Genomic DNA, 13,089 nt, shown 5'->3' with positions numbered 1-13,089 from the left:
TTAAACCAATTGCATAGTTTAACCGGAGCAATGGTTTTATTTATGACCCCAATTCAAGTAAAAACTAGAATCCCAGTTGATTGTGGTTTCCTTAATCTTTCCTGCTCAGCGCTGTTAAAACAGCTTTATGCCAATCGCGGCATCAATAGTGCGCTCGAACTGGACAACAGCACCAGAAACTTATTAGCCGCCAGTCAGTTAAAAGGGATAAATGAAGCCTGTGAACTGCTCTATCAGGCATTATTATCATCACAGAAAATAATTGTTGTCGGAGACTTTGATGCCGATGGTGCGACGAGCACAGCATTGAGTATTTTAGCACTACGCGCACTAGGTTTTAGTAATATTGATTACCTTATCCCCAACCGCTTTGATTACGGTTACGGCTTAAGCCCTGAAATAGTTGACCTGGCAATAGAAAAAGGCGCGCAGGTGCTGATGACTGTTGATAACGGTATTTCTAGTATTCCCGGTGTTAAACATGCAAAAGATAAAGGCCTGCAGGTCTTAGTAACAGATCATCATCTTCCTGGTGAAGAGATACCCGCTGCCGACGCCATTGTTAACCCGAACCAATGCGGTTGTGATTTCCCCAGTAAAAATCTAGCGGGGGTCGGCGTGGCCTTTTATATTATGCTGGCACTGCGTTCATTTATGAACAATAAGGGGTATTTTGAAAATATTAAAGCACCGAACCTGGCATCTTTATTAGATATTGTCGCTTTAGGAACGGTTGCTGATGTGGTAACTCTGGACTCTAATAACCGCACTTTAGTACAGCAGGGATTAGCCCGAATTCGTGCCGGTGTCTGCCGCCCCGGAATTAGTGCTTTAATCAGTGTTGCTAAACGAAATCAGGCACAGCTTGTTGCTTCTGACTTAGGTTTTTCACTGGGCCCCAGGTTAAATGCAGCCGGGCGCTTAGATGAAATGAGCTGCGGGGTTGAGCTGCTTCTCTGTGAAAACCCGGAACGAGCGAACATCATTGCTAACGAACTTGATGCGTTAAACCAGTCCCGCCGTGAAATTGAGCAGGGCATGCAGGATGAAGCGTTAAAAACCCTGGCCGGCTTGACCGTCGATGAAAATAATATTCCCCATGCTATCTGCCTGTTTGAAGCTGACTGGCATCAAGGTGTGATCGGCCTGGTTGCTTCGCGAATTAAAGAACGTTATTACCGGCCCACTTTCGCGTTTGCTAAAGCGGGTAACGGTCAGATAAAAGCCTCTGCCCGTTCCATACCCGGTGTGCATATTCGCGATATGCTGGATCTGGTTGATAAAAAAATTCCCAATGTGATTTTAAAATTCGGCGGGCACGCAATGGCTGCTGGTCTTTCTCTGAAGGAGCTGGATTTTAAACTGTTTGAGAAAACCTTAAATGAAGTTTTAAATGAACAGGTTGATTCGGAGTTATTAAACAATGTTATTTTGTCGGACGGACAGCTAAATTCAAGTCAGTTCAGTCTGGAGCAGGCACTGGAACTGCGGGATGCCGGTCCTTGGGGACAGGGATTTCCCGCACCGCTGTTTGACGGTTCATTCAAGCTGTTACAGCAGCGTCTGGTCGGTGCTAAGCATCTAAAAATGACAGTTGAAATTGACGGTAAAGCGGTTGATGCGATTGCTTTTAATGTTGACCTTGATTTTTGGCCTAATCCATTGGTAAAAAAGGTTTATTGCGCCTACCGTTTAGATATTAATGAGTTCAGAGGGAATCGTACAGTGCAGATAATAGTGGAGTTATTACAACCCGAGACCCCTTAACCGTAAACAAGTCGATTTATTAAAGACAAGGAAAATTTTTTGCGATTACTCTTTTTATTATTTTTGATCCCGTTTTCGATGCAGCTTACGGCATCGGAAAAAACGCTCTATGCGCAGGAGTCAGACAGTTATGTCACCGAGCAAAGTGAGCTTGTTTTTAGTGAGCAGGAACTGAGCTGGATACAGGATAACCCGACCGTCAGTGTGATAGGTGCTCCCGCCTGGTTTCCCTATGAAGGTTTTGATGAAGACGGACAGTTTGTCGGTATTGTGGCTGAAACTTTAACACTGATTTCAGAAAAATCAGGCTTAAAGTTTGAAGTTACTAATACCAACAGCTGGAGTAATACCATAGAACTCGGCAAGGTGCAGAAAGCTGATATTATTTCCGGCAGCACTTCTAACCCGCAAATCGAAAAACAGTATCGTGCGACTTACAGTACTATTGAAAATCCGGTAGTGATGATTGCCCGCGGTGATATTCACCATATTACTGACTTAAATGCTGTCAAGGACCTGCGTATTGCGGTGATGGGGCAAAGCGGATACGGGCAGGAAATTATTGCAAATTATCCGGATATTGACTTTGTGAAAGTCGATTCAATAAATGAAGCATTGCTGGGTGTTGCAGATGATAAATATGATGTGGTTTTATTAAGTATGGCGGAGGCTAGTTATCAGATGGCGCAGTTGGGTCTTTATGAACTGCGTGTTGTTGGTATTACTGATATCCATATGCAGTTAACTCTGTTTGTTAACCGCGATAAACCGATATTATGGAATATTATTAATAAAGTAAAAAAAAGCGAAACAACCCAGGAACGCCATCAGATATTATCGAAATGGGTACAGTATAAATATATCGACCGTTCCTCTTCTGAACGTATGCGTGTCTCACTCTTTCTGATTGTTCTAATTATCGCTTTCTTTTTGTACCGCCGCAGTTTATTAAAGAATCATGACCAGCAGTTAATTGAGCTTTCACAAACGGATAAATTGACAGGCTGCAGTAACCGTCTTTATCTGGATAAGCTATTACGTTTGAAAATTGCCCATAGTCAGCGTTATAAAACCAGATGCTGCCTGATTCTAGTTGATATAGACCACTTTAAGCGGATTAATGATAATTTTGGTTATCTGCAGGCAGATAAGGTATTAGTTGAGTTTAGCGGTTTATTAATCAGCAGACTGCAGAGCGGTGATGTCTTAGGGCGCTGGGGAGGCGGGCAGTTTTTAATTGTCTGCCCGGAAACCAGCTTTAACGAAGCGGAGAGGCAGGCTGAAGAGATAAGAGCAGCAGTTAAGCGGTTTGCTTTTTCAGTGGGAGGCGGACAGACAGCCTGCTTTGGTGTTGTTCAGTTTAATGATAATGAATCAGTTGAAAAATGCCTGAACCGTGCTGATGATGCTCTGTACTGCGCAAAAAAATCCGGATCTAATCAAGTATCTGCCTCTTAAGCTCTATAAACATGCTGTTAAGGGAAATAAGCCCCTTTAACAGCAGGAGCCGTTTTTATACGGCCCCGTCAAAATCAAGCTGGCGCCAGGCTTCATAAACAAAGACGGAGACTGCATTAGACAGGTTCATGGAGCGGCTTTCCGCCTTCATTGGAATACGCAGCTTTTGTTCAAGCGGCAGTACATCTAAAATCTCTGCAGGTAAACCGCGAGTTTCCGGGCCGAACAGTAAAACATCTCCAGACTGAAAAGCTGCGTTACTGTGAAATGTTGTGGTTTTTGTGGTACAGGCAAAAATTCTTTTTCCGGCAGTTGCGGTTAAAAATGCCTGATAATCTTTATGGCGATAAACATGGGTCATTTCATGATAATCAAGCCCGGCTCTGCGTACTTTTTTATCATCCAGATCAAATCCTAACGGTTCAATTAAATGTAATACACAGCCCGTATTTGCACATAAACGGATAATATTACCTGTATTCGGTGGAATTTCAGGTTCAAACAGAGCGACTTCAATCATTTTATTTACTTCTTATATTATGAAAAACGCGGGAATTGTAAATGCATACATACCTGCTTATCAATATTTTCTGCCCAAATTTTACCACCGTGTTTAAGCATGGCATTTTCAGCAATACTCAAACCTAAACCGACCCCGCCCGTCTCCCTGTCTCTGGATTCATTGAGACGATAAAAAGGGCGAAAAATATTAGTCAGTTCGCTTTCTGGAATTAATTCGCCGTCATTTTTAATGGTTAAAGTGATTGTTGATGGAGTTACGGTTATATAGACAGAAATTGTTTGTCTGGCGTATTTGATGGCATTACGAATAATGTTCTCTATCGCCCGGTAGGCAAGTTCCGGATAAATGTTGATTGCAGTGGAGGCTAATTCTGGATAGGTAAAGGTTTTTCCGTATTCACCGGCTTCAAATTTAGCGTCCAGTAATAAATCTTCTAAGAATTCATTTAATGCAATATTATCTTTCTTGTCGTGAGTTAACTGGATGCGGGAGAGATTGAGCATTTCTGCAATCATCAGCTCAATTCTTTGTGTTTCAAGCTCGATCCGCTGCAGCTCTTTACTGTCTCCTGCGTGTTTTTTATTGATCGCAAGGGCAAGGCCTAAGCGCGTTAACGGGGAACGTAGTTCATGGGAAATGTCACTGAGCAGGCGCTGCTGGTTATTAAGCATATTTTTTAACGAACTCACCATCAGCTGCATGGAGCTGGCCAGTTGGGTAATTTCATCACTGTTTTTGATTTCAGGGAATTGTGTATCCAGATCCCCTTGAGCAACTTGATTGGCAACCTCTTTTAACTGACGTAGTGGATGGGTTAAATGCCATGATAAAAATGCGCACAACGGTGTGCTGACCGATAAGGCGGTGATAAGCAGCAGCAGCGGATTGTCAATTAACCACTCAATTAAGGCCAGTGACTTTTTTCTATTCGGAACTGATACATAGAGAAACAGAGACTGCTGTTTATATTTGACTAGTACCGGGCCTAAATAGGTTTTACTTTTATTTACTTTTTTTAAAGGGGTTTGCGGTTCATTACTGTCAATAATGAACTGACGTATTTTTCTTGGAGCGCGGTCATTAACCAAACGGCCGGATGCATCTGTGAAAAAAATATTTCGGGAGCTTCTTCTAGGATCTGAGTTTATTAACTGCACAGCGCTTGCTTCCGGGTGGCGTTCGATATACCGATGAATACGATGTTTTTCTTTATTTAAGATGATCCTGTCAATTTTTGTAAGCGGCTGCAGCTGGCGTCCGTCAAGCTTGGGTAATAAAATTAATGCGGTTGTAAGGAGCAGTATTAATAACCAGAAGGCTAAAAATATTTTGATGAATAATGAATTAAATGAAGTCAGCCGCACAGTAGAATCCTATTACCAAAGACTCTACTATAGCAGTAAATTAGGCGCCGGCTAAACAGCTAAAGACGCCAAACTATAGAAGTTAGTATTAACTAGCTTCCTTAGCTATTACATCACCTTCTAACCACATGTAACCACGTCCTCTGAAGTTTTTAACACGAGTCTGACCGTCAAGTCTAGCGGGTAACTTGCGTCTAAGATTACTTAAATGCATATCAATGCTGCGGTCAAAAGGCTGTAATTTTTTACCTAGGACCTGTTCGCTAAGCTCTGCTTTTGAAAATAACTCTCCAGGGTTATGCAGGAATTTTTCCAGCAGCAGCAGCTCAGTACCGGTTAATTCAATAGTAAAGTCCTGGCAGACAGCCTGCTGTTGAGTAGGGAAAAGCTCTATGTCTAAATGTGATATTTTACTGTGGACTTCTGCACTTTTGTGCTGTGTACGACGTAAGATAGCACGGATGCGGGCAAGCAGTTCGCGCTCACTGAATGGTTTTGCCAGATAATCATCAGCACCCATTTCAAGTCCTAATACTTTATCGATTTCATCGCCTTTGGCGGTAAGCATTAATACAGGAATTTCACTTTTTTGACGTAACAGCTTTAACATTTCAAAACCGTTCATGCGGGGCATCATTACATCTAACAAAATCAGGTCATAGCTGCCTGTCAATGCTTTCTGCAAACCTGTTTCACCATCAAAAGCCGTGTCGATATTGAAGTTTTCCAGAGATAAAAATTCGGCAAGTAAAGAAACAAGTTCTTTGTCATCATCAATTAGGAGTAGATTTTTCATGTTGTGACCTTGTAAAATACCTCGGCATAAGGATAAGTCACTTATAAAGAGGCTAAAGTAAAATAAAATTCATCTCTAATTCAAATCCATTCGTAGTAAAGAGTTAGTTGTAAGCGTAATGCATGTTTTATTGATGTGAGTATTAAACAGTATTTTAAGTCATTTGTAAGAATATTTACACTTCTTTACACAACATTACCCAGATCTTACGTTGTCCTGGCAATGCTGTTTTATACTTGTATAAATGACTAATTATAGTCAAAGACATTAATGACAGGAGAATATTATGAATTCATTCTTTAAAAAAATGCTGCTGGCGAGTGTGATTGTTCCTCTTACTTTTTCTACCGTTTATGCGAAGCCTGGGGGCAAGGGCACGCACCACGGTATGCCTTTCAAAGGAATGCTTAAACAAGTGGACCTGACTCCTGAGCAGCAGGCTGACATTAAAACTATTATGCAGGGGTATCGCAGTGATAAAAAAATCATAAGTAATAATGAAGGAGCTTTTCATGAGCGTCAGATGGAAATAATGAAAGCCCCTGACTTTGATGAAACGCAGGCGAGTGCTTTAATTGATGAGAAAAACGCCCTAAGAAAAGAGGTTCAGCTGAAGAGAATGCAGATGACCTTTGAGGTTTACCATTCTTTGACCCCGGAGCAGCAGGGGAAAATGGATCTTCTGTTTGAGCAGCACCAGCAGAAAATGCAGGAAAAAAGAGATAAACGGGCTCAGCAGGCTAGAAAATAATTCGACTGCTGTAACAAATAAATTGTTTATATAGCCGTTATGTTTTCTGGGCGGCTTATCCACCGAGTGCCGATTTTTGCATCTTGATTGATAACGGGTATAATTACGCCTTCATAAAACTGATCTATTGAAGGTGTTTTTTTGCACAACAATCTCACTAAAGAAGAGTATGGACGTTTAGTTAAGCTTGCCGGGCGGGCTGCTGTCGCTGCTGCCTCTTTATTAATCATCGTTAAATTAACTGCCTGGATAATGACCGGTTCTTCAAGTATTTTAGCTGCATTAACTGACTCGTTAATGGATGTTATGGCTTCGATTATCAACCTCTTTGCAATTAAAATAGCGCTCCAGCCTGCTGACGATGACCATCGTTTTGGTCATGGTAAAGCGGAAAGTCTCGCAGGCTTGGCGCAGGCTGCATTTATTTCCGGTTCTTCTGTATTCTTGATGATCAATGGTATTTCTGCGTTAGTTAACGGCAATCAGATTGTCGCCTCTAATGTTGGGATCGCGGTGATGATTTTCTCGGTGATCGTCACTTTTGCGCTGGTTTCATTTCAGTCTTATATTGTGAAAAAAACAGGCAGTATGGCGATAAAGGCTGATTCACTGCATTATCGAACGGATATTGCACTGAATGGTGCAGTGCTGCTGGCATTAATCTTAGCCGGTATGGGCTGGCATTGGGCAGATGGGCTTTTTGCTATTGCGGTTAGTTTATATATCCTGCATGGTGCCTGGGAAATAGGAACACAGTCCATTAATGCCTTAATGGATAAGCAGCTGCCGAAAGTCGAAGAAGAACAAATTATTAAAATGGCCTATCATATACCGGGTGTACGCGGCGTACATGATCTGCGTACCAGGCAGTCGGGTAATACCAAATTTATTCAGCTGCATTTAGAGCTTGATGATGATCAGAGTTTATTTGATGCACATAGCAAGGCGGATAAGTTAGAGGCAGCCCTGGAAGGGATATTCCCGCATGCGGATATTCTTATTCATCTGGATCCTCTTTCTGTTGTGCCGTTAGAAAAACAGAATGAAAAACTACAATTTGAAACAGAGCCAGTCAATTTCAGTAAGGATGCTTAATAATGGAAGCGGTTCAACAGCAGCTATGGGAAAAAATCAGGGAAGAAGCGCGCAGTTTTTCTGCAAATGAGCCAATTTTAGCAAGCTTTTTTCATTCAACCATTTTAAACCATCACAGCTTAAAAACAGGGTTAAGTTACCAGCTGGCAAACCGTTTAGACTGTCATACTATGCCTGCAATTCTGATGCGTGAAGTGATTGACGAAGCCTTCAGCAAATCACCGCAGATTGTTAATGCCGCCATGGCGGATATTATCGCAGTGCAGGACCGAGATCCGGCTGTTGAAGATTATTCAACACCACTGCTGTATTTAAAAGGTTTTCATGCTATTCAGGTGCATCGTGTTGCAAACTGGTTATGGAAAGAAAAACGCATTCCTTTAGCGTTATATTTACAAAACCGCAGCTCTGAGCTGTTTGGTGTTGATGTCCATCCAGCCGCGACTATCGGTCAGGGTATTATGTTTGACCATGCTACCGGGGTTGTTGTCGGTGAAACTGCCGTGATTGAAGATAATGTATCATTACTGCAGGGAGTTACTTTAGGGGGGACTGGTAAAGCTGGTGGAGATCGTCACCCTAAAGTTCGTCAGGGAGTAATGATTGGAGCCGGTGCGAAAGTATTAGGGAATATTGAGATAGGTATCGGTGCCAAAATAGGTGCGGGCAGCGTTGTTTTAGATGCCGTTCCTGCTCATACAACGGTTGCCGGAGTCCCCGCTAAAATTGTCGGGCGTCCGTCCTGCGAGATGCCGTCGCTTTCGATGGAACAGGATCTGTAATAAAATCGTCTATCTGACCAGTATTTTCAGCTGATGGTCAGATTAGCATCTCTCTTTTTGTTCATTAATTTATATACCTTCACTAACCTAAACAGCGCCCTTAGCCGTAAGGGGGATCTTTATATAATGGATGGTAAACAAGCATTTACTTTCCTAAAATACTGTAACCTCGGCTGACTAACTTCAATTAGATAATAAAATAGCAGTATGAACTCTGTAATTTCTCGAGAATCCTATAATATTGCTGACAAATTAAAAACAATGGTTGAATAAGCAAACGGTAATGCTTATTCTCACAGAATTAAACGAACATTAACCATGTCAAATGACATGCATTCTTTTTAGGGGCGAGTGATGACATTAGATCTATTAGAAAAATTAGAAAGCAAAATCCAGAATGCAGTTGATACAATTGCATTACTGCAGATGGAAGTTGAAGAATTAAAAGAAGACAAACGAAGCCTGGCGGAAAAGAACGGTTTATTACAGGCTGAGAATATCAAGCTAAGCGAAGAGCACCAGCAGTGGCAGTCTCGTTTAAGCGCGCTAGTTGGTAAAATCGAACAAGCCGAAGAAACTGTATAGGTTATTTCGTGCAGCCGTGTTAAAAAGCTGTTAGTTTTCTAAATACAAAAAAGCCCGCTTAACTGCAGTTAAGCGGGCTTTTTAATATTTGCGAACAGATATTTATTCTACTTCTTCTGTTTCTTCATTGTCATCTGCGCCATCAGTCTCTAAAGGCTCTGGTGAAATAATAATGCCGGTGCTGTCGGCATAAAGAATGTCTTCAGGTAGGAAAGTCACACCGGCAAAGTTAACCGGGGCATTCGTTTCACCAATATCAGAATCTTCTGCTCCAACCGGAATGGCGGTAATTGCCTGAATACCGAGATCTAACTCTTCAAGAATATCCACTTCTCGAACACAGCCGTTGACAACAATGCCTTCCCAGGCGTTTTCAACGGCAAGCTCTGCAATATGCGCGTTAATTAGCGCTCGGCGTAATGAGCCTCCGCCGTCAATGAGCAGAACCTTACCTGCCCCGTTTTCTTCCAGGGCTTTGTAAATCAGCCCTACAGACTCAAAACACTTGATGGTGACAACTTCACCGGCAAAAGAACTACGACCACCAAAGTTTGTTAATAGAGGTTCAACAACATCAACGGTGTCGGCATAAATATCGCAAAGAAGAGAAGTATTATATTGCATTATCAGGCTCGCCTATGATTAGAAAGGTAGTAGTACCTATGCTACTTGAATATATGAACGATCCAAGTGATTGATTATAAGTATAAACCGAACTTGTTCTTTTACAATCTTGTTTTTAGGGGCAAAAACACAGTTTTATACTTTGCTTGATGAAAATCAATCGCTGTCCCCGGACCGCTGCGGAAGGGGGACAGTTCTGGAGGGGGGCTTATTTAATCCAGCTCTGTAAAAAATGAACGTTGAAAGGACTTTTCACAGTAATGACATTTCAGTTTTAAAGTCGTTTTGTTATTAACGTAGAAACGCGTTTTTACCGGTTCATTATGGCTTATACAATTGCTGTTCGGGCAGGCTAAGACGCCGATAAATGAAGACGGCAGCTGTACCGGAAATTTATTGACCACTTTAAAATCTTTTATCTGATTTATTGTGGCATTAGGAGCGAACAGTGCCAGCTGATTGGCCTGCTCATCACTGATAAAGGTGTTCTCAACTTTAATCAGATCTTTACTTTTACCATTGTGTGTCGATAAATTGAGACCGATAGTTATTTTTTCATTGGTCTGGGTAAATTTAAAGAATTTCAGTATTTTAACTCCCTGCTGAGCAGGAATATGATCAATTACTGAGCCGTGTTGAATTGCTTCAACTTGTAATTTTTTCTGCATCATTGTCTTTAAACCTCTACTTGAAACTGGTTTGTTAACAGTAAGGCAAGTAATGCCTGTCGTGCATAAACACCATTTTGCGCCTGCTGAAAATAATACGCATGGGGGGTGTCATCTACATTATTATGAATTTCATCAATACGCGGTAAAGGGTGCAGTACTTTTAAATTATCACGAACATTCGTGAGCATCTGTGCATTTAATAAAAATGCAGATTTTATATGCTGATATTCTGTCTCATCAAAGCGTTCTTTTTGTACGCGGGTCATGTACAGAATATCCAGTGAATCCACGACTTCTTCTATGCTGGCGTGTACCGAGTAGTTAATGCCTTTATCTGTCAGCTCTTCCAGAATGTAGTCCGGCATCGCTAATGCGTCGGGGGCTATAAAAAAGAAGTTACAGTTGAACAGTGACAGGGCCTGTGCAAGTGAATGTACTGTTCTTCCGTATTTCAGATCCCCGACAAAAGCAATATTAAGACTGTCTAAGGTATCTTGTGTTTCATAAATGGTAAACAAGTCCAGCAAGGTCTGCGTCGGATGCTGATTCGCGCCATCACCACCATTAATTACCGGAATCTCAGTAAATTCAGATGCCAGACGTGCCGCTCCTTCCTGCGGGTGGCGCATAAAAAATGCATCTGCATAAGAGGCGATCACTTTAACAGAGTCTGCCAGTGTTTCGCCTTTTTGTGCTAATGAGGTATTGCCGCCGCTGTCAAAACCAATCACGCTGCCGCCTAAGCGCTGCACTGCGGTTTCAAAGGAAAGACGGGTGCGTGTTGATGCTTCAAAAAAGCAGCTGGCAACAACTTTATTTTTTAACAGTTCAGGCTGTGGTTTTTGTTTTAAGGAATGGGCGGTTTGTAGAATAAGTTCAAGATCTGTTCGGGATAGATCGGCGATTGAGATAATGTTTTTCTGGTATAGCGGATTATTCATAGTTTCAGACTCACGGTAACGAGTGAAGGTAGAAAAATTATACCACCGCCTCCGGATGAATTCTGCAGCTTTAACAGCCTAAGTTCAGTATTTTACAATACAGTTACAGAAAATATTGCAGATAAAAAGAAGTAAGGAAAAGAGGGGGGCAGCTAATAATATTAATTAATTATAGGTGTGGAAATTGGGTTTGCAGGCGATTGGCGTTATGATGGAATTTCTGCTGTTACTGGAATTTTGTTATGACTCGTTATTTTCTTTGTTTTATTGTTTTTCTTCTGCCGTTTAATTTGTCTGCTGAACAATGGTCTGCTTTACATTCTTTATTACCTAAAGGTACGCAGCTTTCATATATTGTTACTGATCCGTTGAAAAAACGTGTCATAACACAATCTCAGCAGGAAATTTTACGTACACCTGCCAGTATGCAGAAACTGCTGACGGCGGCTGCCGCAAAACTTTATCTTGGCGATGATTTTCGTTATCAGACCACTATCGAAGGTCAGAAAAGCAGAATAAGCAGGCGCAGTTATCAGGGGGATCTTACCTTTCGTTTTGTTGGTGATCCGACCCTGTTGAGAGCTGATATATCTACTATGCTTAATTCATTAAAGCGCTTGAATATTAAACAGATTAATGGAGATCTGCTCCTCAATGAAACTCATTTTAATGGTTATCAGTGGAGCAATGGTCAAGCCTGGAATGATTTAGGTGTTTGTTATACCGCTCCTTCGAGCGCTATTGTTATTAATAAAAACTGTGTCTTAGGTAATTTAAGCTTATCTAAATCAGATGCAGAGAAAGCCACCCTGTATATTCCAAGTTATGAGCCGGTCGATATCAGCAGTGATGTGTCTGTCGTTACTGCTCAGCAGCGGGAAGAGCAGTTCTGTGATCTTGAGGTCACTCGTAACAGTCAGAACCGTTATCACCTGTGGGGATGTATGGTGCCCCGCAATCGGGCATTCCCTTTGGCCTTTGCGGTTAATGATCCTTTTGAGTATGCGCAGCAGATAATTAGCGATGAATTACAAAAAGCGGGCATAAAAATCAGCGGTCAGGTGAAACTGGACAATTCGAATAAAAAGGACATAAAAGAGCAGATTCTCGTTAGTCATCATTCGCCTGCTCTGAGTGAGATGTTACGAACAATGATGAAGGAGTCCGATAACTTAATTGCGGACAGTCTGTTTAAAACACTAGGTGCGGCTTACTTTAATACATCGGGTAATTTCCGTAACGGCGGGCAGGCGCTTAAACTGATATTACTCGAGCATGGTATTGATTTAGAAAATGCTTACTTAGCTGACGGCTCCGGTTTATCCCGTCACAATTTAATGAGTGCGGAACTGTTTATGTCTGTGCTTAACTATGTGTATTTAAACGATAATAAATTGAATTTATTATCTACTTTCTCGGTAGCCGGGATAGACGGAACGCTGCAGTATCATCAGGCCCTGCGCAGGGATCTGTTTAAAAGCAAAATTATTGCTAAAACTGGATCTATGAAAGGGGTTACTAATTTATTAGGTATAGTGAAAAGCCTTCAGGGAGACAGGCTTTTTGTTTTAATTTTAAATGGTTATAACACAGAGAGTAGCGGCAAAAATAAAACAGAGCCTAAATATCATTTTGAGCAGGCTTTTTTTGAAAAAATGATGAGTTCCACTTCTGCAGTGACGAAGTAAACCAGGCTTTTTTTGAAAAAATGATGAGTTCCACTTCTGCAGTG

General features: G+C 41.5%; 13 protein-coding genes. 7 read left to right on the top strand and 6 right to left on the bottom strand.

Features of this window, described 5'->3' with window-relative positions; translation table 11 throughout:
- Positions 1–42 precede the first annotated feature (42 nt).
- Together recJ and G327_RS0116295 are read left to right on the top strand one after the other, a co-directional pair.
- Positions 43–1,767, top strand: a complete 1,725-nt coding sequence (gene recJ, locus G327_RS0116300; RefSeq protein WP_026339405.1) for a single-stranded-DNA-specific exonuclease RecJ — start codon at positions 43–45, stop codon at positions 1,765–1,767.
- A 39-nt stretch (positions 1,768–1,806) separates the two neighbouring features.
- Complete coding sequence (locus G327_RS0116295) at positions 1,807–3,225, top strand: transporter substrate-binding domain-containing diguanylate cyclase (RefSeq protein WP_019615868.1); 1,419 nt, start codon at positions 1,807–1,809, stop codon at positions 3,223–3,225.
- Between the two features lie 55 nt (positions 3,226–3,280).
- Here the strand turns inward: G327_RS0116295 and trmL are convergent, their stop codons facing one another.
- The 3 genes from trmL to G327_RS0116280 form a co-directional block, all read right to left on the bottom strand.
- Positions 3,281–3,745, bottom strand: a complete 465-nt coding sequence (gene trmL, locus G327_RS0116290) for a tRNA (uridine(34)/cytosine(34)/5-carboxymethylaminomethyluridine(34)-2'-O)-methyltransferase TrmL (RefSeq protein WP_019615867.1) — start codon at positions 3,743–3,745, stop codon at positions 3,281–3,283.
- Between the two features lie 17 nt (positions 3,746–3,762).
- Positions 3,763–5,112, bottom strand: a complete 1,350-nt coding sequence (locus G327_RS0116285) for an ATP-binding protein (RefSeq protein ID WP_019615866.1) — start codon at positions 5,110–5,112, stop codon at positions 3,763–3,765.
- Between the two features lie 88 nt (positions 5,113–5,200).
- Positions 5,201–5,908 carry a response regulator gene (locus G327_RS0116280; protein ID WP_019615865.1) on the bottom strand — a complete coding sequence of 236 codons (708 nt, stop codon included), beginning with the start codon at positions 5,906–5,908 and terminating at the stop codon, positions 5,201–5,203.
- A gap of 286 nt (positions 5,909–6,194) precedes the next feature.
- On the opposite strand from G327_RS0116280, the gene G327_RS0116275 reads away from it, so the two are divergent.
- The 4 genes from G327_RS0116275 (at position 6,195) to G327_RS0116260 (ending at position 9,121) form a co-directional block, all read left to right on the top strand.
- Positions 6,195–6,659, top strand: coding sequence for a Spy/CpxP family protein refolding chaperone (locus G327_RS0116275; protein ID WP_019615864.1), 465 nt, complete (start codon positions 6,195–6,197; stop codon positions 6,657–6,659).
- Between the two features lie 141 nt (positions 6,660–6,800).
- A complete protein-coding gene (locus G327_RS0116270) occupies positions 6,801–7,754 on the top strand; it encodes a cation diffusion facilitator family transporter (protein WP_019615863.1) in 954 nt (317 codons plus the stop codon).
- Between the two features lie 2 nt (positions 7,755–7,756).
- Positions 7,757–8,536 carry a serine O-acetyltransferase gene (gene cysE, locus G327_RS0116265; RefSeq protein ID WP_019615862.1) on the top strand — a complete coding sequence of 260 codons (780 nt, stop codon included), beginning with the start codon at positions 7,757–7,759 and terminating at the stop codon, positions 8,534–8,536.
- Between the two features lie 354 nt (positions 8,537–8,890).
- Positions 8,891–9,121, top strand: a complete 231-nt coding sequence (locus G327_RS0116260; protein ID WP_019615861.1) for a cell division protein ZapB — start codon at positions 8,891–8,893, stop codon at positions 9,119–9,121.
- Positions 9,122–9,223: 102 nt separating this feature from the next.
- Here the strand turns inward: G327_RS0116260 and rraA are convergent, their stop codons facing one another.
- The 3 genes from rraA to pyrB form a co-directional block, all read right to left on the bottom strand.
- On the bottom strand, positions 9,224–9,745 hold the full coding sequence (rraA, locus tag G327_RS0116255; protein WP_019615860.1) for a ribonuclease E activity regulator RraA: 522 nt from the start codon (positions 9,743–9,745) through the stop codon (positions 9,224–9,226).
- Between the two features lie 212 nt (positions 9,746–9,957).
- A complete protein-coding gene (gene pyrI, locus G327_RS0116250; RefSeq protein WP_026339404.1) occupies positions 9,958–10,413 on the bottom strand; it encodes an aspartate carbamoyltransferase regulatory subunit in 456 nt (151 codons plus the stop codon).
- A gap of 8 nt (positions 10,414–10,421) precedes the next feature.
- Complete coding sequence (pyrB, locus tag G327_RS0116245) at positions 10,422–11,357, bottom strand: aspartate carbamoyltransferase (protein ID WP_019615858.1); 936 nt, start codon at positions 11,355–11,357, stop codon at positions 10,422–10,424.
- A 242-nt stretch (positions 11,358–11,599) separates the two neighbouring features.
- Here pyrB and dacB point away from each other — a divergent pair, with 242 nt between their 5' ends.
- Positions 11,600–13,045 carry a D-alanyl-D-alanine carboxypeptidase/D-alanyl-D-alanine endopeptidase gene (dacB, locus tag G327_RS0116240; RefSeq protein WP_019615857.1) on the top strand — a complete coding sequence of 482 codons (1,446 nt, stop codon included), beginning with the start codon at positions 11,600–11,602 and terminating at the stop codon, positions 13,043–13,045.
- The last annotated feature ends 44 nt before the right edge of the window (positions 13,046–13,089 follow it).

It is taken from the genome of Psychromonas ossibalaenae ATCC BAA-1528 (genome assembly GCF_000381745.1).
Taxonomy (GTDB): domain Bacteria; phylum Pseudomonadota; class Gammaproteobacteria; order Enterobacterales; family Psychromonadaceae; genus Psychromonas; species Psychromonas ossibalaenae.
Note: the sequence above shows the minus strand (reverse complement) of the source record. Positions and strands in the feature narration are given on the sequence as shown.